The 22,302-nt window shown below is 32.0% G+C and carries 21 protein-coding genes; 14 read left to right on the top strand and 7 right to left on the bottom strand.

The annotated features are described in order from the left end of the window. The first annotated feature begins 19 nt into the window (after window positions 1-19). The 6 genes from WN975_RS01810 to WN975_RS01785 all read left to right on the top strand — a co-directional run bounded on the left by WN975_RS01810 (window position 20) and on the right by WN975_RS01785 (window position 7,844). Window positions 20-1,081, top strand: coding sequence for a HEAT repeat domain-containing protein (locus tag WN975_RS01810; RefSeq protein ID WP_337964941.1), 1,062 nt, complete (start codon window positions 20-22; stop codon window positions 1,079-1,081). Beyond that, window positions 1,078-2,514, top strand: a complete 1,437-nt coding sequence (locus WN975_RS01805; protein WP_337964940.1) for a glycosyltransferase — start codon at window positions 1,078-1,080, stop codon at window positions 2,512-2,514. Before WN975_RS01810 ends, WN975_RS01805 begins: the two co-directional genes overlap by 4 nt. Before the next feature lie 7 nt (window positions 2,515-2,521). Next, entirely contained in the window at window positions 2,522-3,784 is a 1,263-nt protein-coding gene (locus WN975_RS01800) for a YaiO family outer membrane beta-barrel protein (RefSeq protein WP_337964939.1), read from the top strand. A 5-nt stretch (window positions 3,785-3,789) separates the two neighbouring features. After that, a complete protein-coding gene (locus tag WN975_RS01795; RefSeq protein WP_337964938.1) occupies window positions 3,790-6,003 on the top strand; it encodes a DUF4838 domain-containing protein in 2,214 nt (737 codons plus the stop codon). A gap of 9 nt (window positions 6,004-6,012) precedes the next feature. Then, the gene (locus tag WN975_RS01790) at window positions 6,013-6,381 is read left to right on the top strand and encodes a response regulator (RefSeq protein WP_337964937.1); all 369 of its coding nucleotides are present in this window, start codon (window positions 6,013-6,015) and stop codon (window positions 6,379-6,381) included. A gap of 110 nt (window positions 6,382-6,491) precedes the next feature. Next, window positions 6,492-7,844, top strand: a complete 1,353-nt coding sequence (locus WN975_RS01785) for a DEAD/DEAH box helicase (RefSeq protein ID WP_099711569.1) — start codon at window positions 6,492-6,494, stop codon at window positions 7,842-7,844. 151 nt (window positions 7,845-7,995) lie between these two features. Here the strand turns inward: WN975_RS01785 and WN975_RS01780 are convergent, their stop codons facing one another. Next, window positions 7,996-9,108: a lactonase family protein gene (locus WN975_RS01780; protein ID WP_337964936.1), complete on the bottom strand. Its 1,113-nt coding sequence runs from the start codon at window positions 9,106-9,108 to the stop codon at window positions 7,996-7,998. A 285-nt stretch (window positions 9,109-9,393) separates the two neighbouring features. Between WN975_RS01780 and WN975_RS01775 the strand changes: the two genes are divergently transcribed. The 6 genes from WN975_RS01775 (at window position 9,394) to WN975_RS01750 (ending at window position 14,789) form a co-directional block, all read left to right on the top strand. After that, entirely contained in the window at window positions 9,394-11,322 is a 1,929-nt protein-coding gene (locus WN975_RS01775; protein WP_337964935.1) for a BatA domain-containing protein, read from the top strand. Window positions 11,323-11,401: 79 nt separating this feature from the next. Continuing rightward, entirely contained in the window at window positions 11,402-12,658 is a 1,257-nt protein-coding gene (locus WN975_RS01770) for a dihydroorotase (RefSeq protein WP_337964934.1), read from the top strand. Between the two features lie 5 nt (window positions 12,659-12,663). Continuing rightward, window positions 12,664-12,990 carry a hypothetical protein gene (locus WN975_RS01765; protein ID WP_099711565.1) on the top strand — a complete coding sequence of 109 codons (327 nt, stop codon included), beginning with the start codon at window positions 12,664-12,666 and terminating at the stop codon, window positions 12,988-12,990. Window positions 12,991-13,218: 228 nt separating this feature from the next. Beyond that, on the top strand, window positions 13,219-13,863 hold the full coding sequence (locus WN975_RS01760; RefSeq protein ID WP_337964933.1) for an alpha/beta hydrolase-fold protein: 645 nt from the start codon (window positions 13,219-13,221) through the stop codon (window positions 13,861-13,863). Between the two features lie 59 nt (window positions 13,864-13,922). Further along, on the top strand, window positions 13,923-14,072 hold the full coding sequence (locus tag WN975_RS01755) for a hypothetical protein (protein ID WP_337964932.1): 150 nt from the start codon (window positions 13,923-13,925) through the stop codon (window positions 14,070-14,072). A gap of 147 nt (window positions 14,073-14,219) precedes the next feature. Beyond that, the gene (locus tag WN975_RS01750; RefSeq protein WP_337964931.1) at window positions 14,220-14,789 is read left to right on the top strand and encodes a cysteine hydrolase family protein; all 570 of its coding nucleotides are present in this window, start codon (window positions 14,220-14,222) and stop codon (window positions 14,787-14,789) included. A 120-nt stretch (window positions 14,790-14,909) separates the two neighbouring features. Here the strand turns inward: WN975_RS01750 and WN975_RS01745 are convergent, their stop codons facing one another. From WN975_RS01745 to WN975_RS01735, 3 genes are read right to left on the bottom strand one after another with little or no spacing between them, the layout of a single operon-like run. After that, a complete protein-coding gene (locus WN975_RS01745) occupies window positions 14,910-15,341 on the bottom strand; it encodes a hypothetical protein (RefSeq protein ID WP_337964930.1) in 432 nt (143 codons plus the stop codon). 48 nt (window positions 15,342-15,389) lie between these two features. After that, a complete protein-coding gene (locus WN975_RS01740; RefSeq protein WP_337964929.1) occupies window positions 15,390-15,893 on the bottom strand; it encodes a hypothetical protein in 504 nt (167 codons plus the stop codon). A gap of 13 nt (window positions 15,894-15,906) precedes the next feature. Continuing rightward, window positions 15,907-16,671: an MBL fold metallo-hydrolase gene (locus tag WN975_RS01735; protein WP_337964928.1), complete on the bottom strand. Its 765-nt coding sequence runs from the start codon at window positions 16,669-16,671 to the stop codon at window positions 15,907-15,909. Between the two features lie 90 nt (window positions 16,672-16,761). On the opposite strand from WN975_RS01735, the gene WN975_RS01730 reads away from it, so the two are divergent. Further along, window positions 16,762-18,222 (top strand): TonB-dependent receptor, encoded by a 1,461-nt coding sequence (locus WN975_RS01730; protein ID WP_337964927.1) that lies wholly within the window; start codon window positions 16,762-16,764, stop codon window positions 18,220-18,222. A 538-nt stretch (window positions 18,223-18,760) separates the two neighbouring features. Here the strand turns inward: WN975_RS01730 and bcp are convergent. Next, window positions 18,761-19,213: a thioredoxin-dependent thiol peroxidase gene (bcp, locus tag WN975_RS01725; protein ID WP_337964926.1), complete on the bottom strand. Its 453-nt coding sequence runs from the start codon at window positions 19,211-19,213 to the stop codon at window positions 18,761-18,763. 11 nt (window positions 19,214-19,224) lie between these two features. Next, window positions 19,225-19,905, bottom strand: coding sequence for a hypothetical protein (locus WN975_RS01720; protein ID WP_337964925.1), 681 nt, complete (start codon window positions 19,903-19,905; stop codon window positions 19,225-19,227). 224 nt (window positions 19,906-20,129) lie between these two features. On the opposite strand from WN975_RS01720, the gene nth reads away from it, so the two are divergent. After that, window positions 20,130-20,780 carry an endonuclease III gene (gene nth, locus WN975_RS01715; protein WP_337964924.1) on the top strand — a complete coding sequence of 217 codons (651 nt, stop codon included), beginning with the start codon at window positions 20,130-20,132 and terminating at the stop codon, window positions 20,778-20,780. Window positions 20,781-20,804: 24 nt separating this feature from the next. Here nth and WN975_RS01710 read toward each other — a convergent pair whose 3' ends face one another. Then, window positions 20,805-21,869 (bottom strand): tetratricopeptide repeat protein, encoded by a 1,065-nt coding sequence (locus WN975_RS01710; RefSeq protein ID WP_337964923.1) that lies wholly within the window; start codon window positions 21,867-21,869, stop codon window positions 20,805-20,807. Window positions 21,870-22,302: the final 433 nt, after the last annotated feature.

Genomic DNA, 22,302 nt, shown 5'->3' with positions numbered 1-22,302 from the left:
CATATAAAAGCCTTTTTGTATGGAACATTTTATATTCGATTTAAAATATTACATCATTCCGTCTTTCTTAATCGTAACCTTATCTTTAGCCGTTATTCTAGTATTGAATAGAGTCTATTATCAATACAATTTGCCTTCCAGACATCTCATTATTCGTAAATCCGAAAAATTTCTGACGGAAATTACCTTATCAAGACCGGACAAAAATATTTTAAAATACAAAATCGCCAAATTCAAATCTGAAATTCCGATACATCGTACCTGGTGCAAAGAAATGCTAATTGAAGATATGATTAGAATGAAAAGTAATCTGAAAGGACAAACTGCCAAAAACATTCTGATTATTTACAAACAACTCAATTTAAACCATTACTCTGCAAGTTTAATTCGGGATTTTAGAAAATATAAAAAATGCGAAGGAATTTATCATTTTCAATCTTTAGGATACAAACCCGGAATTTCGCTCATAAAAAAATATTTATTCCATCCCAACAAAATTATTCGGTCAAATGCCAATATTGCTTATCTGGCTTTATCAAAAGGCGATTGGCAGGCGATTAACAACATTCCTGTTAAGGTATCGATAATTACCACGATAAAAGTCATGGATGTTTTACATGCAGAAAAAATACCAATTCCGCCACAAATAGATCTTTGGATAGAATCAGAAAATCCAACGATTCTAAAACTGGCGATTATGACAATGGTTTTCTATAATTATACCAATAAATCTGCCCAAATAATAAAGTTGCTTCATCATGAAGATAAAGCTCTAAAAATTGATGTTATTACGGCAATTCAAGATTTATTTTTAGAAGAAGCCGAAGACGAATTGATTAAAATTTTCGCAACTGAATCAATAGAAATTCAAATCGAAATATTAGACGCTCTTGCCGTAGTTGGTTCCGAAAAAACAATTGCTTTTCTTAAAAATGAAATCGAAAAACAAGAAATAAAAGATATCAAACTAAAAATGGTCTTTTGCTTAAACAAACTCGATTCCATAACTCTCGATGCTTTAGGCGCGCACGATTCGGACACTCAAAAAATGATTAATCACACTAGAAAATTACAGCTATGACACATGATTTTCTATACTATCTTATTCGTGTTTATGATATTTTTGTCGCCTGTTTTTCCATTGGTTATATTTCGTTTTATATAGTTCTCTCCATTTTGTCGTATTGGGCGATTATAAAACATTTAAAATATCAAAAATATCTCGAAGAAGAAGTTCTAATTCGATCCAATCATATTTTAGGCGTTTCTATTGTGGCTCCGGCGTTTAATGAAGGCGTTAACATCGTATATAATGTCAAATCGCTTCTCTCGCTAACATATCCCAAATTTGAAATCATAATCGTAAATGACGGAAGTTCTGATAATACTCTCGAAAAATTAATAACCGAATTTGATCTCGTTAAAATTGATTTTTATTACCAAGAAAAAATCGTAACGCAACCTGTTCGCGGACATTATAAATCGACAAATCCTGTTTATTCAAGATTATTAATTGTAGATAAAATAAACGGAAAAAGTAAAGCCGACGCTTCAAATGCAGGAATAAATTCTTCGCAATATCCTTTATTTTTATGCACCGATGTTGATTGTATCTTAAAAAGCAATACAATTTTAAAGCTTGCAAAACCGTTCATGGAAAATGAAACTCGCGTTATTGCAACCGGAGCAGGAATTAGAATTTCAAATTCTTGCGACATTAAAGAAGGTTTTTTGTATAAAGTACATTATCCTAAAGAATGGTATCCGCGTTTTCAGGAGCTTGAATATGTCCGATCTTTTTTGTTTGGACGAATGGCGTGGAGCCAAATAAACGGATTATTACTAGTTTCAGGCGGATTAGGAATGTTTGACAAAGATATTGTTATAAAAGCCGGCGGATATTGGCATCAATCTTTAGGCGAAGACATGGAACTCATAACGCGCATGAGAAAATACATGCATGACGCAAAAGAAGATTTTTTAATAAAATACATTCCGGAATCGCTTTGTTGGACAGAAGTTCCAAGCACGAGAGAAATATTTTTAAGGCAACGCATTCGTTGGGCACGAGGATTGGTTCAAACCTTGTATTTACATCGGAAAATGTTTTTAAATCCAAAATATGGGCGAACAGGATTCTTGATTTTACCATTCTTTTTCAGCTTTGAATTTCTGGTGCCAATTGTCGAATTTACGGGAATAATTACGTTAATCGCAAGTTTTGTCTTTGGTATAATAAACTTTCAATTTCTGTTTCTTATCAGTTTCTTAGTCTATCTTTTTTATCTGTCAATAACCATAATATCGATCTTAATTGACGAAGTACTTTATAAGAGTTATGCGAGTTACAAAGAACTTATTACGCTTATTGGAATGGCGATTATTGAGCCTTTTGTTTATCATCCTATTACGATTTATGCTTCGTTAACTGGATATTGGCATTTTTTTAGAAAAAAAGAACAAAAATGGGGCGTTATGGTTCGCAAAGGTTTTGAATCACCCGCTAAAAAATAATTTGATTATGAAAAATAGTAAACTTCTAAATATAGCAAGACTGCTTTTCTGTTTGTTTTTACTTTCGAATCAAACTATTAAAGCACAAAAAATTGACACAGACAGTCTTTTAACCGTTGTAATAAAAGACATGAAAAGCGCACATCCTGATTATAAACTGAATATAAAAAGAGCTTTATTAGGAAAAAAACTTGCGCAGGATTACGTTGATTTTTCTTTGGCTTTAGGCCGAAATTACGATTTAGCAAAACAAAAAGACAGCGCGAGATATTATTACAAATATGTAATTGATAAAAATCCGAGATATGCAGACGCTTTTCTTTATCTCATAAACATGGATTTAGAAGACAAAAATTATGACGAAGCGCTAACCACAACTTATAAAGCAATTGATTTATATCCTGACAACAAAGATTTCAGACTTAAAAGAATTGAGCTTTATTCATTGCAAAATGACACTAAAAACGAGGCAAAATATCTTAAATCTATTCGGGCAAAATTTCCTCATGATCCAGATATAGAACAGCGACTTTTTGATTTATATTCTAAAACTAATATCGATCGCGTAGGCGCATATTATAATCTGACTACAATTGATCGTGACGGAGTTGGTCCGTGGCATTTAGCTAGCGCAGATTATATGCGTCAACGTGCTTGGGGAAGTTTGATTGGCAGAGTCAGCTATGCAAAAAGACTGTCTTCGAATTTGGTTATGGCAAGCGGACTCCAGTTTGAGGCCGAATCTTATCTTTTTGCTAAAAAAAATAGTTATCAATATATTGATGTCGCTTACAGTAAAGACAGCGCTTTTCCGGAATGGCGATTGGGTTATTCGTATTTTCAGAATTTCAAGAAAGGTTGGGAAGCTGATTTAGGAGTTCGGTATATCAAAATGCAGGATAATAGCGATTTAAAAACATTAAATATAGGAATTGGGAAATATCTTGGTTCTTATTGGCTAAATTTTAGATCTTATATTCAAAAAGATAGTCCTTCATTTATCTTAACATCGCGTTATTATTACAAAACAAAGTTTGATTATGTAACTTTAATTGCCGGTTACGGAACTTCGCCTGACGATAGAACTAGAGCTGCAGAATATGATATGAGAAAATCATTAAGTTCTTATAGATTAAGTGCAGGATTTTATAAATTAATACAGAACCATTATGTTTTTGGCTTTCTAATCACTGATAATGAACAGGAATACACCAAAAACAAATACCAAACCGAACTTGATTTTGCGGTTTTATTACAATATAAATTTTAAATATCATGAAGAAAAAGCATCACGTATACCTACAGTTTCTCTTTTTTTTCATGTTCACCTTCAATATGATGGCACAATCTGAAATCATTATTACCGAAAAAAACAAAATTATTACTACTTCTGAAAATACTCAGCAAGCAGCAAAAATTTTGAAAACATATCTGGATAAAGCCTTCAAAAAATCTTTTGAAATTTCATCTGAAAGTAAAAAAGATAATACTTCATCTGAAATAATTTTAGAAATTTCGAATACGGAAAAACTAAATCCGAATGAATTCATTATAAAAAGTGATTCAAAATCAATTTATTTAATTGCTCCAAATCAAAAATATTTGCGTTACGCCATTTACAGTTTACTTGAAATTTGGGAGTTTAGAAAATTTACTTCCGTAGAAACTTATATTCCGAATCTATCAGAAGTCACTTTTGCAAAAAACACCAAAAAAATAGAGAAACCTTCATTTGATTACAGAGCGCTTTTTTATCCGGATTGTTATGATGAAGATTTTAGAGATTGGCATAAACTCGATTGGCAAGTTGAGGATTTTGGTATTTGGGGACATTCATTTAATATGCTTGTTCCGGCAAAAGAATATTTCAAAAGTAATCCGAAGCTTTTTGCTTTATACGAAGGCGAACGAAATACAGAATCATTATGTATGACCAACGATACTGTTGTCGATTTGGTCGAGAAAAAAATGGCAAAAATTATTGCCGAAACTCCAAATGCGCAATTCTATTCTGTAAGTCAAAACGATGATGTTGTTTATTGTGAATGTACAGAATGCCGAAAAATAAACCAGAAATATGGCGGTCCTCAAGGTTCATTATATTATTTTTTGAATAAAATTGCAGCTCATTTTCCTAAAACAAAAATCACAACGCTTGCTTATCTTCACACACTTAAACCGCCAGTAAATCTAAAAATAGAACCTAATATTTATACGATTTTCTGCCCGATTGAGCTAAACAGAGGAAAAGCAATTACGGTTCAAAACTCGCCAACATTTGTAAAAACACTTGAAAACTGGAGCGTAACTTCTCCGCATTTATTTCTTTGGGATTATACAGTACAATTTTCAAATTATATGTCACCATTTCCAAATATTGAGCCTTTTCAGAGCAATTATAAACTCTTCAAACAGAATAAAGTTAAAGGAATATTTGCTCAGGGATATGCAGATGTTCCGGGAGATTTCTCAGAATTGAGACAATATCTTTTGGCCAAATTAATGTGGAATACTGATATTAATATTGAAGCTACAACTTCTGATTTTTTAAGAGGTTTCTACGGAAAAGCAGCGCCATTTGTCAATAAATATTTAAATCTCTTGGCAGAATATCAAAGTAAAAGCAATGCGAATTTAGACATTTATTCTGGTCCGGTTCAAGCCCGAAATACGTTTCTAACGCCTGAAGCGATGGATCAATACGATACATTATTAGAGCAAGCGGCAAATGCTGTTGAAACGGATTCGGTTTTAAGTCTTCGAATTCAAAAATTAAGATTAGCACTTGAATTTGCCTTTTTTGAGCAATCTAAGTTTTATGGAAAAAACCAACACGGAATGTTTGTCGTAAATAATAAAGGAGAAAAAGAAGTTCGCGAAGGACTAACCGAAAGAGTTTTGAAATTCTCTAAAACATGTAATACTTTGGGAATTTATGAATTGAGCGAAGGAGGACTTTCTCCTGATAATTATTATAAAGAATGGCTGAAAATCTGTAAAAACACCACAACTCATCTGGGTGAAGATTTAAAAGTAAATTTTATTACACAACCTTCAAATGAGTTTAAAGGAAAAGGAAGTTACAGTTTAGTAGATGGAAATCGAGGTTTTAAAGATTTCAATATCAACTGGATTGGCTGGTATGAAAACAATGCGGAATTTGAAATTGAAACAAATAAATTAAACTTTAATACTTTAAAATTAAATTTTCTGAATGATCAGAGACATTGGATTTTTACACCAAAAAAAATAAAAATCTATGGTTTTAAAGATCAAAAATGGAATTTCTTACAAGAATTGAATGGTGAAATTTTAACAGAAAACAATGAAATTACAACAAAATCATGGGAAACTAAAAATGAGGACTTTAGTAGTTTTGCCAAGATAAAAGTGATCATAGAAAACCAAACAGAAATACCTGTTTGGAGAAAACGTAAAAACAAAAAGCCAATGGTTATGCTTGACGAAGTAGAATTGTATAAAAAATAAACCTTAGAAATGAGCACCAGTGAAAAAAAAATTATGATTATTGAGAATGATGAAATGACGATTGAAATTCTAAAATTCATTTTCAAAAAAGAAGGCTACAAAATAAGTATTGCAAAAGATGGAATTAACGCCATAGAACGTATGGCGACAATTATGCCTGATCTTGTAATAACAACGATAACAATTCCGTTAAAATCCGGATTGGAAATCATAAGTCATATTAAAAAAAACTTCAAAGACATTCGTGTTGTAGCACTTTCGTCACTTGGCGAAGAAGAAAATACTGTAGAAGAAGCTTTTGAATTGGGCGTCGACGATTTTATTGCAAAACCGTTTAATCCAAACGAACTTTTATTGCGAATAAAACGTTTTTTATAGTATTTGAAAGCCCTTTTTTGAGAAATACGAATACCCCAAGCTTTCGTAATTTCTAAGAAGTATCGATTTTTCAGCTATTTATAGCTATCTTTGCACAAAATTTAATGCAAATGAGCACTTTCGAGAAATTCAATCTTCCAAAATCAGTACAAAAAGCAATCGACGAATTAGGATTTGTTACGCCTACTCCTATTCAGGAAAAATCTTTTTCAGTTATTATGTCTGGTCGAGATATGATGGGAATTGCACAAACCGGTACTGGAAAAACATTTGCATACCTACTACCACTTTTAAAATTATACAAATTTACACCAACCAATACGCCTAAAATCGTAATTCTGGTTCCAACTCGTGAATTAGTTGTTCAGGTTGTAGAAGAAGTTGAAAAACTAACCAAATACATGTCTGTTAAGACGCTTGGTATTTTTGGTGGAGTAAATATTAATACACAGAAAAAAGCTGTTTACGAAGGTGTTGACATTTTAGTTGGAACGCCAGGTCGTACAATGGATTTAGCTCTTGATGCTGTAATTCGTTTTGATGAAACTCAAAAATTAGTTATCGATGAGTTTGACGAAATGCTGAATCTTGGTTTCCGTACACAATTAACGGCGCTTTTGGCGATGATGAAAACCAAACGTCAGAACATTTTATTCTCTGCAACAATGACTGATGAAGTTGATGCTGTTTTGAATGACTTTTTTGATTTTCCTGAAGAAGTAACACTTGCTGCATCAGGAACTCCGTTGGAAAACATTACTCAAATTACTTATAATGTTCCAAACTTTAATACAAAAGTAAATCTGTTAAAACATTTATTAGAAACAAACGAAAGCATGGAACGTGTTTTGGTTTTTGTGAACAATAAAAAGATTTCAGATATGCTTCATACACGAATCGAAGAAGATTTCGAAGGTCAGTTTGGAGTAATTCACTCCAATAAATCTCAGAATTATCGTTTAAGTACAATGGCTGAATTCCAGGAAGGAAATCTTCGTGGATTGATCACTACTGATATTATGGCGAGAGGTTTGGATATTTCGAATATCTCTCACGTTATTAACTTCGAACTTCCAGAATTTCCTGAGTTGTATATGCACAGAATTGGTCGTACAGGTCGTGCAGATGCTACAGGAACAGCAATTAGCTTTATCACGCCTCGTGAAGAAGAGTTTAAAGTGGAAGTTGAAGTTTTAATGAATCAGGAACTTGAAATAGCAGAATTTCCGGAAGAAGTAGAAATTTCAGCTAAACTAATTGAACCTGAAAAAGACAAACAACCGATTAAATTTTTAATGAAAAAACAAACCCTAAAAGGTGAAGGTGCTTTTCATGAAAAAGATAAAAAGAATAAGAAAGTTAACTTAGGAGGACCTTCAAAAACAAAAAAGAAAACTCACGGATCTGTCAATCGAAACATGTTGAAAACGAGAGATAAGAAAAGAAAAGATAAGGATAAATAGTTTTTTTTAAGGTTCTGAGGTACTAAGTTGCTAAGGTTCTAAGGCTAAAAAAAGGCGGAATTAAGAAATAACTTAATTCCGCCTTTTTTTTAGCTTTTTTTATTTTAAACTTAGAACCTTAGCAACTTAGTACCTCAGAACCTTTCCTCAACTATATTTTCGTAAAAACCAACCCAACCGGAGAACACAATTCTATTTTTTTACCGGTATCGGTTATTTTTCCTGTTGCTTTGTCTCTTTTGAATATTATAATATCGTTTGTGTATTGGTGTCCTACTAAAAGGTAATTTCCTGTTGGATCAATCGCAAAATCTCTTGGGCCTTTTCCTAAAGTGCTAACTTGTTCAACCAAGTCAATACCACCGTTTTTACGGATTTTATAAACCGAAATTGAATTTGCATCTACACGATCTGAAACGTATAAAAAGTTTCCGTCAGGCGAAATTTTTATTGCTGCAGCACCAGTTCCGCCAGTAAAACCTTTTGGTAAAATACTTGTTTCGGCAATCTTTTTTAAACTTCCTGATTTATCGTAACTAAAAGTCGTCAAAGTAGCGTCTAATTCCTGAATCAAATAAACGAATTTACCGTCTTTACTAAAAGTTAAATGTCTTGGTCCACTTCCTGGTTTTACGTCAACACTTCCTTTTAAAGTCAACATTTCATTTGCTGAATTTGGATTGTATTTATATACAAAAACCTTATCCAAACCTAAATCATTAGACAAAACAAACTTTTTATCCGGTGAGAAAACAGCCATATGTACGTGTGCTTTTTCCTGACGCCCAGCATTTGGTCCTTTTCCTTCATGCTGAATTAATTGTTGTACTTCAGTAATACTTCCGTCTGCTTTTTTCTTAAAAACAACAAGGCTTCCACCAGAATAATTAGAAACAATTACATTTTTATCATCATTAATTATATGACAAGGATCAGCGCCTAAAGCATCATTTTTATTTAAAAAACTAACTTTCCCTGATTTTGAATCATATTTAAAAGCACTTACCGCACTTTCCTTTCCATTTTCGTTTACAGCATATATAAATTTATTATCTGCAGAAACGGATAAATAACTTGGACTTATTACGTTCTCAGATGAATTTTTTAATTTAAAATCCCCTGTTGAAGCGTCAAATTCATAAACGTAAATCCCGTTACTTTGGCAAGTATTGGTATAAGCTCCCACCAATAAATTGAATTTGTTCTGAGCTTGTAAGTTTACGAAAGCAAAAACTGCAAAAAGCAGTATATATAATCTTCTCATATTTTTTATTTGTTTTTTGAATATGCTAAAATACTCAATAATATCTTTCGCAAACTCATTATTTATTACAAAAGAATTCTCAAAAGTTACATTTTTTAAACTATTGGACTCAAAATTTAAACCATATAAGTGATATAAGAAATTATAAGCAAGACTTAATTTAGCAAAAATTAAATGATCTTATATAACTTATATGGTTTAACCAATATTACCTGTAAGGTTTGATGAAAAATTTGTATTTTTGACCAGCATCTACAAAATGTAGTGAAGTAAATCTAAGCCGGAATGCATTTTAAACACCCCGAAATTCTATACTTTCTGTTTTTATTGATTGTTCCAATTTTGGTACATTTATTTCAATTACGTCGTTTTAAAATCTCTTATTTCACGAATGTACGCTTCTTAAAAGAACTTGCTGTACAAACTCGGAAAAGTTCAAAAATCAAAAAAAGACTTTTATTAGCAACTCGTTTATTATTGCTAACGTGTATTATTTTGGCTTTTGCCCAACCTTTTTTTGAAGCCAAAGACAGTAAAAATGCTTCAAACGAAATGTATATCATTCTGGACAATTCCTTCAGTATGCAAGCCAAAGGAAAAAAAGGTGAATTATTGAAACGTGCTGTTCAGGAATTATTAGAAAATACTCCCGAAACTACACAATTCTCCTTGTTAACCAACACTGAAAATTACTGGAATACGGATATAAAATCTTCTAAAAGTGCCTTACAAAATCTAAATTACAGCGCAACTCAATTTGAGCTTCCTTCAATTATGGCGAAGATAAAAGCGCATAAATCGGCACATAAAAAAGACATTGTTATTATTACAGACGCTATTGGTTTGGCCGAAAAAGATGTGAAAAACATTGATAGCGAAGAGAAACCTTATTTTATTATTCCGGAAGCTGAACAAAAAAATAATATTGCAATTGACAGTGTTTATATCAATCAGACTTTAGAAAATTTCTATGAAATCGCAGTTAATTTATCTGCTTATGGAGAAGATTTCAAACCTGTTTCGATGGCTTTATACAATCAGAATAAATTAATTGCAAAAACGATTATCAAATTCGACACGAAGAAAAAGAAAATCAATTTTACAATTCCAAAAGAAGCTTTTCACGGATATGTAACTATTGAAGACAATGGTTTAACTTATGATAATAAGCTGTTTTTTAGCATTTCAAAAACTAAAAAGACGAATGTTATTAGTATTGGAGAACCGGAAAAAAGCAATTTCTTATCCCGAATTTATACTTCAGCAGAATTTAATTATAACAATTATTCGATAAGCAGTTTAGATTATAATAGTTTAGATAAACAAAATACGATTATCTTAAATGAATTGGTCGAAATTCCTCAAGCATTGCAAACTACTTTAAAAGCATTTGTAACCAAAGGCGGAAATTTGGTTGTAATTCCTTCTGAAAAAAGTTCGATTTCAAATTTGAATTCTTTTTTAGGCAATTTTGGAAAAGTTCAATTTGGATCTCTCGAAAATAAAAGCAAATTAATTACCAAAATAAACTTCGATCATCCATTGTTTTCAGGTGTTTTTGAAAATAAAATCACCAATTTTCAATATCCAAAAACAACAAACTCATTTGTCATTTCAAGCCCATATCCGGCTGTTTTGTCTTATGAAGATCAAAGTATATTTGTAACTGCAATTCAAAATCCGGTTTCTGGAATTACCGTTTTTTCGGCACCAATAAATACTACGAATTCAAATTTTCAGCAATCACCTTTAATAGTTCCATTGTTTTATAAAATGGGACAAAACAACCAAAAAACTGGTGTAAATGTATTGACAATTGGTAACAATCAGCCTTATTTTGTAGATGTTTTATTGACAAAAGATGCTATTCTGGAAGTAAAAGGAAACGAAGATTCTTTTATTCCGATTCAGCAAATATTGAATAATAAAGTAAAATTAACATTCAATGATTTTCCTGAAACAGCTGGAAATTATAGCATTTTTGATAAAAAAGAATGGATTGAAAACCTGAGTTTCAACTACAAAAGAAGCGAAAGTGATTTAAGTCAGATCAATACAAATGTAGTTTCAGATTTTAAAACCGCTGATACTATTTCGACCATTTTTAATACACTACAAACTGAGCGAACAGACAGCCAAATTTGGAAATGGTTTATTATCTTTGCACTGTTATTTTTAGCATTAGAAATGGCGATCATCAAATTTGTAAAGTAATTTTCGAGTTTACTTTTAACCATTTTACTTTTTACAAAAATCATTTTACGATTTCAGTACAAAATAAATTTATCTACATATGAAAATAATCATCAGAAGCGCCAAAATTATCGATTCAAAAAGTCCGTTTCATAACCAGACTATTGATCTTTTAATTGCAGATGGTTTAATAGAAAAAATAGGAACTTCACTTCCTGAAAACAATGAAGCAACTGAGGTAAAATTTGACAATTTACATCTTTCACAAGGTTGGTTTGACAGCAGTGTTTCTCTTGGAGAACCAGGTTATGAGGACAGAGAAACAATCGCAAACGGATTAAATGTTGCTGCAAAAAGCGGTTTTACTGCAATTGCTTTACAACCCAACTCCTTCCCTATTATCGACAATCAATCGCAGGTAAATTTTGTAAAAAATAAAGCGAATGGTTTTGCTACAGAACTTTTCCCAATTGGAGCTTTAACAAAAGCCAGCGAAGGAAAAGACATGGCAGAATTATTTGATATGAAAAAAGCCGGAGCGATTGCTTTTGGAGATTATAATAAAAGTATCGACAACGCTAATCTTTTAAAAATCGCTTTACAATATGTACAGGATTTTGACGGTTTAGTAATTACATATGCACAAGATGCGAATCTAAAAGGAAATGGTGTCGCTAATGAAGGAATCGTTTCTACGAAATTAGGCCTTAAAGGAATCCCAACTTTAGCAGAAGAATTGCAAGTAGCGAGAAACTTATTTCTATTAGAATATACTGGAGGAAAACTTCATATTCCGACAATATCTACAGCAAAATCTGTTGAATTAATTAGAGAAGCTAAAGCAAAAGGTTTGAACGTAACGGCAAGTGTATCTGTTCATCATTTGGTTTTAACCGATGAAAAATTAGAAGGTTTTGACACTCGTTTTAAGGTTACGCCTCCGCTAAGAACTGAAAGCGACAGACAAGCTTTATTAAAAGGAGTTACAGACGGAACAATTGACATGATTACTTCTGATCACAACCCGATTGATATTGAATTCAAAAAAATGGAATTTGATACCGCTAAAAACGGAACTATTGGTTTAGAAAGTGCTTTTGGAGCTTTACTTACTGTTTTACCTCTGGAAACCATAATCGAAAAACTTACTTTAGGGAAAGCAGTTTTTGGAATCGAAAATAACTCAATTGCTGAAGGTTCTAAAGCTAACTTTACGTTCTTTACTCCGGAAGGGAAATCAACTTTTACGAAAGAAAATATCCTTTCAAAATCTAAAAATTCTGCTTTTTTAGGAACCGAAATAAAAGGTTCTGTGTACGGAATTTTGAACCAAAATCAACTTATTACATCTAAATAATTAAAATGAATAATTCAATAGAAGAGGGAAAATCAATCGCAATTACCAGTTATATTTTGATTATTGGTGTTTTGATCGCGATGTCGATGAACTCTGAAAATAAAAATAGTTTTGCTTCTTTTCATATTCGTCAGGCTTTAGGATTGTCACTTACTTTTATTTCTTTTGGAGCAATTATAAGCAATTTTGACAGCTTTATGATTACTTTTCCAATGTGGATTTGTATTTCTATTTTATGGACTTATGGAATTTTTAGCGCTATACAGGGGCAAATGAGACCAATTCCTTTAGTTGGAAATCTTTTTCAAAAATGGTTTAAAAGTATCGGATAGTAAAATTTCCCGTTTTTTAAATTCAAAAAATAAATAAATCCGTTAAAATCCACGTTTTCGCTTTAACGAATCTGTTTTATCAGCGTATAATTTTTGAACACGGATGACGCGGATTTGCAAGCAAAAATGCGGATAAAAACAGATTTTCATTATAATAAACTTTATCAAAGTTTGAAACTTTGACAAAACTGAAAATTTACAATTCACAACTTACAATTCACAATTAAAATGAATCTATCTTTAGAATATAAAATACAAGAACCAAAAGTTATTTTAGACAAAAATCCTGTTTTACTTTTATTACACGGATATGGCAGCAACGAAGCTGATTTGTTTTCGTTTGCTACTGAACTTCCTGATAATTATTACATTATTTCGGCAAGAGCGCCTTATGATTTACAATATGGAGCTTATGCGTGGTATGCGATAAATTTTGATGCTGATCAGAATAAATTTTCAGATAATGAACAAGCAAAAACTTCACGTGATTTAATTGCTAAATTTATTGATGAATTGGTTGCTAATTACCCTATTGATGCTAATAAGGTAACTTTAGTCGGCTTTAGCCAAGGTTCTATTTTAAGTTATTCTGTAGCGCTTTCTTATCCAGAAAAAGTTCAGAGAGTTGTAGCTATGAGTGGTTATTTTAATGAAGAAATCATTAAAGAAGGTTTTGAGAAAAACGATTTCAAAAACCTAAAATTCTTCGCATCACACGGAACTGTAGATCAGGTAATCCCTGTTGATTGGGCTAGAAAAACGCCTGCAATTCTGGAAAAACTAAATATTCCTGTTACTTACAAAGAATATCCTGTTGGTCACGGTGTGGCTCCGCAGAATTTCTTTGATTTTAAGAATTGGTTGGCTAAGTAGTTTTCAGTCGCAGTTCTCAGTTTTTCAAAAAAATTCTTTCTTATTTTAATTTTAAATAAATGAAAACATACACATTAGAAGAAGTAACAGATGAAATAATTGGAAAAATCGGAACAACAAACAGAGATCAGTTTGAATATGATTTGCAAATAGATTTAACTGAAAATGTCATAAAAACAAACCAAAAAATCAACTTAGGAAGAAACTAGGAAAACATAACATTAAAGACTTTAATAATTAAAAGCCAAGATTAAATTTCAGATAGAATTATCAGACTTAAATATCAGCTTTGACAAATAGTTTTCAATCTCAGTTTGCATTTTCAAAATTTTCTAAAATTCAAAACCTTTCAAATTATGAATGTATCTAAACTTGATAATCCAGCATTAATATTAATTGATATTCAAAAAGGATTTAATGATATTTTATATTGGGGCGAAGAGCGAAATAATATAAATGCAGAACAAAAGGCCGGAGAACTTCTTGAAATTTGGAGAACTAAAAAATTGCCTGTTTTTCATATTCAACATTGTTCTTCTAATCCAAATTCAATTTTAAACGAAACAAATCCGGGAAATGAATTTCAGGATATCGTAAAACCACTTGAATTTGAAACCATCATCAAAAAGAATGTAAATAGTGCTTTTATCGGAACAAATCTAAAAGAACAACTTGATGATGCAAAAATCACAACTGTTGTCATTGTAGGATTAACAACAGATCATTGCGTTTCTACGACCACTAGAATGGCAGGAAATTATGGCTATACTACTTATTTAATTTCTGATGCAACAGCAACTTTTGATAAAAAAGGTATAAATGGAGAGAATTTTTCTGCTGAAATAATTCACCAAACTGCTTTAGCAAGTTTAAATGAAGAATTTGCTCAGGTTGTTACTTCTGATTTTATTAAAAAAATCGTTTAATCATAAATATAAATCTTCCAATTTATTCCGGAAGATTATAAAAAAGACCTAAAGATGAGAGAAGTATTTCTTACACCTTTAGGTCTTTTTTTTTATTTAAAAACTATAGATTTTTAAACTCTATTCTCCTGTATAAATAATTTTATCTCCTTTTTTCAGAACATAACCTTTCCAGGGAATTAACTGATAATCGTCTTTAGTCCAGGAATCACCTTCTGATTTTCTTTCTAAGATGATGGATTCTTTTTGAGTATCCAGAAAAAGTTCTGCTTTATTTCCGTCAAAAATTACGAAAGCAGCTGTTGTATAAGTTTTTCCTGTTTCTTCTGCATGAGATAGTTTTGTACCTTCAAAAACACGGATACATTCTTTTTTAAGCGTAGACCATGTATAACCTGCAGAAGCTTTACATCCATGTGCGTCAGAATCTCCTCCAACAACAACGGGTTTTGCTTCTACTTTTTTATCCGGAGTTTTATTTTCTTCTGAAACTTTTTTTCCGCAAGAAAATGAAAGACCTATAAGTATGCAAAACAAAAATATCTTTTTCATAAGTTCTATTTTTTAGTTGATTATCTTAAAAATAGAACTTATTTGATCCTATTTTTGGTATAACCAAGTCTGATTTACTTCAAAAGTAATCTTTTCATCCTGATCAACAAAATATTTTAACAAGACTTCTCCCCATAATTCTCCATTACTATAATCGGCAATAATCCATCTGTGGTTTAAGATTTTTATTTTGTTGATGATAAATTTGTTTGGACCTATTTTATCTTGTCCTGTATAAGGATTTCCGTTTGGATTTGAATTAAGATCTAAAAGTTTTTCGGTTACAACCGGAATCAATTTTTCGAATAAAATTACTTTTCCGCCTGAAGCACTATTATCAAAGTAATTTTGTGCATTTTCATTGTGTTCTAGCGAAAAATAATCTGCATCTGCCAGTTTTGTTGTCACTAAATTAATACTGTCTCTCAGCTTTTTGGTCGTTTTATCATATCTTTCTTGCTCAAATTTTACTTCTCGGCTATAAAACATATAAGTAAAAACATTCATTAATATTGCAAGGATAAAAAGGTAAAGCATTAAGGATTTTTTCATTTCTGTGGTATAATTAAATTGTAATTTCTAAATTGTCGTAAGCAAGGAAAACGTTTTTAGGAAGTTGTTTTTGTACTTCTTCATGAAAACCTAAAACGTGACTGATATGTGTTAAATAAGCAATTTCCGGCTGCACCAAATTTATAAAATCAAGTGCTTCCTGCAAATTAAAATGTGTATCGTGCGGTTCTACTCTTAAAGCATTTACAACCAAAACCTTAAGACCTTTTAATTTCTTAACTTCGTCTTCTGCAATGGTTTTAACATCTGTTAAATAAGCAAAATCGTCGATGCGATATCCAAAAACCTGTAAATCTCCGTGCATTACATTTATAGGAATTGCCATTTTATCACCAACAGCAAATGGTTCGTTGTTGACTACTTCGATGGTTTTGACACTTGGAGCGCCCGGATATTTGTTTACGGTTTCGAAAACATAATCAAAACGACGTTTCAAATTATCAATTACTCTTTGATGTGCATAAACGGGAATTTCGCCCTGACGAAAATTAAACGGACGAATATCGTCTAAACCTGCAGTATGGTCTGCGTGTTCGTGCGTAAATAATATTGCATCGAGATGTCGGCATCCGCACGAGAGCATTTGCTGCCTGAAATCAGGACCGCAATCGATCACGTATGAATGTTCGTTCCATGTAATCCAGATGGCTACTCTGAGCCTTTTATCCTTAGCATCAGTGCTTTTACAAACGGGATGATCGACTCCGATAATCGGAATACCTTGTGATGTACCAGTACCTAAAAAATATACCTTCAATTGAACTTATTTTTTTTACAAAAATAGGATTATTTCTCTTTCATTAGAAGCCTAATTTGCTAACTTTGTAACAAATCTATTTAAAATAAAATGGGTACAGAAATAAAACTCAAAGGTGACAAGGTCATCGAACAGATTCCTTCTATAAAAGACAAAGCTTTACGCATAAATTTAAACGAAAATATCTACGGAACATTTGCTGAAATTGGCGCTGGACAAGAAACGGTGAGACATTTTTTCAGATCTGGAGGTTCTTCTGGTACAATTGCAAAAGCGATGTCTGCCTATGACAAAGATTTTAGTGATGCGATTTACGGAATTGAAAGTGACGGCCGTTATGTAACCGAAGAGCGTTTAAAAAAAATGCTGACTCTTGAAGGTCAGATCATCGAAGAGCGTTTAAGCAGAGAAAAACATCCTACTAAACTTTTCTTTAGTTATGCCAATACGGTTGCAACTATAGATTTTGCCAAACAATTTAAAGGTCACGGTTGGGTTGGAATTCGATACCAAATTGAACCTGACGAAGCATATAATGAAATTATTCTGCACATTCGTTTTAAAGAAACTGATGCAAGACTGCAACAGGAAACGCTTGGAATTTTAGGTGTAAACTTAATTTACGGCGCTTTTTACAAATACAACGATCCTAAAAGATTACTTCGTTATTTGTACGATCACTTAGACAAAGACCAATTAGAAATTGATACTATTAACTTCTCAGGACCTCGTTTTGCTGATGTTGATAATCGTTTGATGAGTTTGCAATTGGTTAAAAACGGAATGACTGATGCCGTAATGTTTAATCCTGAAGGAAAAAATATTTTACCGGCTGCCATTTTATACAAAAAGAATCTTCTTGCTTTAAGAGGGAGTTTCCGTCCGGTTACGAAGGTAAATATGGATATGTACGAGAAATCACTTAAAATGTTTCTCGAAGAAAATAAGGTCGAAAAAGACAATACTTTGGTTGTTTTTGAGATTACGCTTTCGAATTTACGTTCTGATGGTGAAATTGATGAACGCGATTTTATGGACAGAGCCGAATTGCTTTGTTCGTTAGGTCAAACGGTTATGATCTCGAATTTCCAGGAATATTATAAAGTTGTTGAATATTTTGCTAATTATACCAAAGCCAGAATGGGATTAGCAATGGGTGTAAACAATTTAGTTGATATTTTTGATGAGAAATATTATCGTCACTTAAGTGGTGGAATTTTGGAAGCTTTTGGAAAATTATTCTACAGAGATATGAAAGTTTTCTTATATCCGATGTTAGATGATAACGGAGTTCTTATGAATTCAACTAACTTAAAAGTTCATCCAAGAATGAAAGAGTTATACAAATTCTTTAAATTCAACGGAAAAGTAGTTGATATTGCTGATTACGATCCGCATAATCTTGAGGTTTTCTCTCGCGAGGTTTTGAAAATGATCAATCAGGGAAAAACTGGTTGGGAACATATGCTTCCTTCTGGTATTGCCGAAATTATAAAAGAACATCACCTTTTTGGATATCATCCGCAGAAGGAATTAGAACAAAATACTTAGAATTAAAAAAGTCCCTTAATTGGGACTTTTTTGTTTCAGGTTTCATGTTTCAGGTTCTGAAATGAATAAAAATTTTACCGCAAAGTTCGCTAAGCTTTATGTTGATTAAGCTTAGCGGGATTTTTATTGTAGTAAATGGTACGCGGATTATACAGATTCGCTTTGCGAAAACGCGGATTTATGCGGATTTTTTATTTAGGCAACTTCTGTTTTTTTTGTTTAATATATTTTGTCGTAGAGACGCACAGCAGTGCGTCTAACATAATACGAAGACGCACTGCTGTGCGCCTCTACATGTAAAAAACGATTGTAAATTCATGTGAAATTTTACCGCAAAGCGCGCTAAGTTTTTCCTATGCGTGGTTTTATAAAATCGCAAAGTTCGCAACGCTTCGTATTTATTAAGCTTTGCGAACTTTGTGTTTACTAACCTGAATCCTGGACAAAAAACTTTGCGCGCTTTGCGGTAAAATTACACGCCTAGATTACACGCTAAAAACCTGAAACAAAGAAAACCTGAAACCTGAAACAAAAAATACTATTTCAAGATCTGTGCTGCGTGTTCTTTTGTTTTTACTTTTTCGATAACCTCATCGATGATTCCGTTTTCGTTGATTACGAATGTTGTTCTGTGGATTCCGTCGTATTCTTTTCCCATGAATTTTTTAGGTCCCCAAACGCCAAATGCATTGATTACAGATTTGTCTTCATCTGCTAATAATGGAAACGGAAGTTCGTATTTATCTTTGAATTTTTCTTGTGCTTTTTGACTGTCTGCACTTACACCCAGAAGTTCATAATTATTAGCTTTGAAACGCTCAAAATTATCTCTTAAATCACAGGCTTCTGCTGTACAACCTGGCGTACTTGCTTTTGGATAAAAGAAAACTACTAGTTTTTTTCCAGCGTAATCTGCTAGTTTATGCGTTTTGCCTTCTTGGTCTATTCCTGAAAAATTTGGTGCTTTATCACCTGCTTTTAGTGTTGTCATATTTTTTAATTTTAGATTAGTATCTGTTTATTTAAATCTACTTTCACTTCTCCAATCAACCATTTTCCTTTGTCTTTTGTTTTATATCTATATTCAATCTCAAAAAAACCATTTTTAATTTTTCCTTCTTTGAATAAGGTCTCGGAAAAAATTCCATCAGTAATTTTTAAGGTTTTCTCTATTCTCCCTTTTGGTAAATTAATTTTAAAAATCTTGTTTGTTGTCAAATTTAAAAAACTTAAAAAATTAGACTTTTTTGAATCAATTGCAACAAAATAAGGGTATTTTTTACTATCACTATGATATATTTCCCGACCAAGATCTGCAATTTTTCTTCCGTTATTCTTATCAAATAACACATACTCTAATGGATCACAACACCCGGAAACTAAGCGATTTTCGATCATGAATGTGTTATCATATTCAATCCAGCTTGTATAACCTAATCTTCCTGTTAACTCGATTAAATCTTTATCTAATGAAAAAAGTATTTTTTTCTTTTTTGCTTTACTTTCAAAAACAAGCCAAGATGAATCACAATTAAACTGACGGTAAATTTTTGCTCCGTTTTTAAAGCTTGTTTTTTCGCAGGATATAATTTCATTTAATTGTGACTGTTCTTTACAACTACAATTTTGTGCAAAACTAAATTGCGAAATAATTATAAAAATAACTGTCACTATAATTTTCATTGTTCAACCAAATTATATTAATAAAGGTAGATGTTTTCATGCCCCAGATTAAAGTAAAAACCCCGGAGTTGTGGTAATTTACATTTTTTGTATTTAAAAAGCGACCAACGGAAGCTCTTTTAAATACTTAAAAATGTTATTGCCACAATGAGGAGTTGTAACGGAAAGCTGGATTAGGCACATCATTAAAATTATGCTATTTTTACAGGATTAAAAATACGGAAATGAATAAAGAAGCTCGCGTAACATTTGTTATAAATACGTTAAAAGAACTCTACCCAACTATACCCGTTCCACTTGACCATAAAGATCCTTATACGCTGTTGATTGCGGTTTTACTTTCGGCGCAATGTACTGATGTTCGTGTGAATCAGATTACGCCTTTACTTTTTGCAAAGGCTGATAATCCGTATGATATGATTAAAATGTCTGTGGAAGAAATTAAAGAAATTATTCGTCCTTGTGGTTTATCGCCTATGAAATCGAAGGGAATTCATGGTTTGTCGCATATTTTGATTGATAAACATAATGGTGAAGTTCCGCAGAGTTTTGAGGCTCTTGAAGAATTACCGGCTGTTGGACATAAAACGGCAAGTGTGGTGATGTCTCAGGCTTTTGGCGTTCCTGCTTTTCCGGTTGATACGCATATTCACAGATTGATGTACAGATGGAATTTGTCGAATGGTAAGAATGTCACGCAAACTGAAAAAGATGCTAAAAGACTATTTCCAAGGGAATTGTGGAACGATTTGCATCTTCAGATTATTTGGTACGGACGTGAATATTCGCCTGCAAGAGGGTGGAGTCTGGACAAGGATATTATCACTAAAACTATTGGGAAGAAATCTATAATTGAAGAAGCTACTAAAAAATAATTTTCAGCAGCTTCTTTTTATTTTTTACATACTACTTTTCAGTGTATTGTATTCATTTGTCATGTCCAAAGATCTGTAAACTCCTAATAGTGTTTTTGTTGCATCTGCGTTTTTAGGCTCAATTGAAAGCACTTTTTTAAGATACGGAATCGCACTGCGGGCAACGTCGTCTTTTCTGGCATTTAACTTATCGTATTTTTGCATTTCGGCAGCCGAAGTTCCTAATGTTGCAATTTCGTCAGCTAAATCTTTTTTCATCTGTAATTTCAGATAAGCCATATTGATATAAGCATCAATATAATTTGGATCTAGTTCTAAAACATAGTTATAGGTTGATTCTGCTTTTGCGTAATCTTTCCTTTCCATATAGCAATATGCCAGATTGCTATTAACCTCAAGTTTCTTAGAAGGAACTGCTTCTGTTCTTGGTTTCTCGTACAATCCTTGTAAAATAGCTGATTCTCTTGCTTTTGGCGAAATAAAAATATCTTCTTCTTTTGTTTTCTTATTAAAAGCTAGATATAAAAGTGCTTTTCCTGAGAAATTAATCTTTTTTAAGGCTTCATAATATTTAGTTGCTGAGTCGTAATCCTTAGCATTTACAGATGATGCAGCGGCGTTATACAGATTTAATGTGTCTTTTTTATCAAACAAATAAACTTTGTAACTTTTCTCTGCACTTTCTTTGAATTTACCTGCATTAAAATCAGCCATGGCGCCATTTACCAGACTTGATTTCATTTGTTTTAGCGCGTTATTAGCTTTCACAGTAAATTTGAATTTACCTGATTCATTTTCATACAAAAATACGTCCTGATAAGATTGCGATGCGAGTGTGAAATTGTTTGCTGCATCTATGTTTTTTACGGCTAAATCTTTTAATACATTTCCTTTTAGAAAGTAAAAATCAGATTTATCTTCGTCAGATGCATTCAGAATAAGGTATTCTGTTTTGGTTAAAATTGCTAAAGCGTCCTGGCTGTTTCCTTTATCAAATAAAGATTGCGCTTCTTTTACTTGGTCTTTTTGAGCAAATGCTCCAATGTTTATCAATAGTAGACATGATAACATCATTAGGTTATTTTTCATGTTTTTTCGGTTTTGCTGAGTGATTAGATAGTTTTGGAACAAATAATATTTATGATGCAGAACAAAATTTCTCTTTTTTGTCTACAATAAATATTTAGTACAAAAACGCCATTAGTTTTTTATACTTTTTTGGGCAACGTGGTCATGCTCAACAAATAAAACAAAATAAATTAGTGTAATTTTTCTTCATAGATCATCTGGTTATTGGTTAAAATTTTGGTTTTTGGCTTTATTATTGGTATTTTATTACAAATTCAAACTTTTTAATACGAAAAACTCCTCAATTAAGCAATTTACTTGAATAAAAAATTATTTTTTAACCAAAATAAAACTAATTATTGAATAAATAAACAAAATGCGAACAAAATATTAAAATTTAACATATCGATCGCAAAAGAAGAACTTAATAACCAAGTAGTCAGGCCAATAGAAT

This window comes from uncultured Flavobacterium sp. (assembly GCF_951805225.1).
In the GTDB taxonomy this organism is placed as follows: Bacteria; Bacteroidota; Bacteroidia; order Flavobacteriales; family Flavobacteriaceae; genus Flavobacterium.
The sequence above is the reverse complement of the archived record's forward strand: the minus strand, read 5'-3'. Positions and strand labels throughout refer to the sequence as shown.

Excerpts from the sequence above, each read along its gene's own strand:
- WN975_RS01765 (WP_099711565.1), top strand. The coding sequence starts at position 12,664 with ATGAATAATTCAATAGAAGAGGGAAAATCAATCGCAATTACCAGTTAT.
- WN975_RS01790 (WP_337964937.1), top strand. The coding sequence starts at position 6,013 with ATGAGCACCAGTGAAAAAAAAATTATGATTATTGAGAATGATGAAATG.
- WN975_RS01745 (WP_337964930.1), bottom strand. The coding sequence starts at position 15,341 with ATGAAAAAGATATTTTTGTTTTGCATACTTATAGGTCTTTCATTTTCT.
- WN975_RS01800 (WP_337964939.1), top strand. The coding sequence starts at position 2,522 with ATGAAAAATAGTAAACTTCTAAATATAGCAAGACTGCTTTTCTGTTTG.
- WN975_RS01760 (WP_337964933.1), top strand. The coding sequence starts at position 13,219 with ATGAATCTATCTTTAGAATATAAAATACAAGAACCAAAAGTTATTTTA.
- bcp (WP_337964926.1), bottom strand. The coding sequence starts at position 19,213 with ATGACAACACTAAAAGCAGGTGATAAAGCACCAAATTTTTCAGGAATA.
- WN975_RS01750 (WP_337964931.1), top strand. The coding sequence starts at position 14,220 with ATGAATGTATCTAAACTTGATAATCCAGCATTAATATTAATTGATATT.
- WN975_RS01755 (WP_337964932.1), top strand. The coding sequence starts at position 13,923 with ATGAAAACATACACATTAGAAGAAGTAACAGATGAAATAATTGGAAAA.
- WN975_RS01730 (WP_337964927.1), top strand. The coding sequence starts at position 16,762 with ATGGGTACAGAAATAAAACTCAAAGGTGACAAGGTCATCGAACAGATT.
- WN975_RS01720 (WP_337964925.1), bottom strand. The coding sequence starts at position 19,905 with ATGAAAATTATAGTGACAGTTATTTTTATAATTATTTCGCAATTTAGT.
- nth (WP_337964924.1), top strand. The coding sequence starts at position 20,130 with ATGAATAAAGAAGCTCGCGTAACATTTGTTATAAATACGTTAAAAGAA.
- WN975_RS01770 (WP_337964934.1), top strand. The coding sequence starts at position 11,402 with ATGAAAATAATCATCAGAAGCGCCAAAATTATCGATTCAAAAAGTCCG.
- WN975_RS01810 (WP_337964941.1), top strand. The coding sequence starts at position 20 with ATGGAACATTTTATATTCGATTTAAAATATTACATCATTCCGTCTTTC.
- WN975_RS01785 (WP_099711569.1), top strand. The coding sequence starts at position 6,492 with ATGAGCACTTTCGAGAAATTCAATCTTCCAAAATCAGTACAAAAAGCA.
- WN975_RS01710 (WP_337964923.1), bottom strand. The coding sequence starts at position 21,869 with ATGAAAAATAACCTAATGATGTTATCATGTCTACTATTGATAAACATT.
- WN975_RS01805 (WP_337964940.1), top strand. The coding sequence starts at position 1,078 with ATGACACATGATTTTCTATACTATCTTATTCGTGTTTATGATATTTTT.
- WN975_RS01780 (WP_337964936.1), bottom strand. The coding sequence starts at position 9,108 with ATGAGAAGATTATATATACTGCTTTTTGCAGTTTTTGCTTTCGTAAAC.
- WN975_RS01740 (WP_337964929.1), bottom strand. The coding sequence starts at position 15,893 with ATGAAAAAATCCTTAATGCTTTACCTTTTTATCCTTGCAATATTAATG.
- WN975_RS01795 (WP_337964938.1), top strand. The coding sequence starts at position 3,790 with ATGAAGAAAAAGCATCACGTATACCTACAGTTTCTCTTTTTTTTCATG.
- WN975_RS01775 (WP_337964935.1), top strand. The coding sequence starts at position 9,394 with ATGCATTTTAAACACCCCGAAATTCTATACTTTCTGTTTTTATTGATT.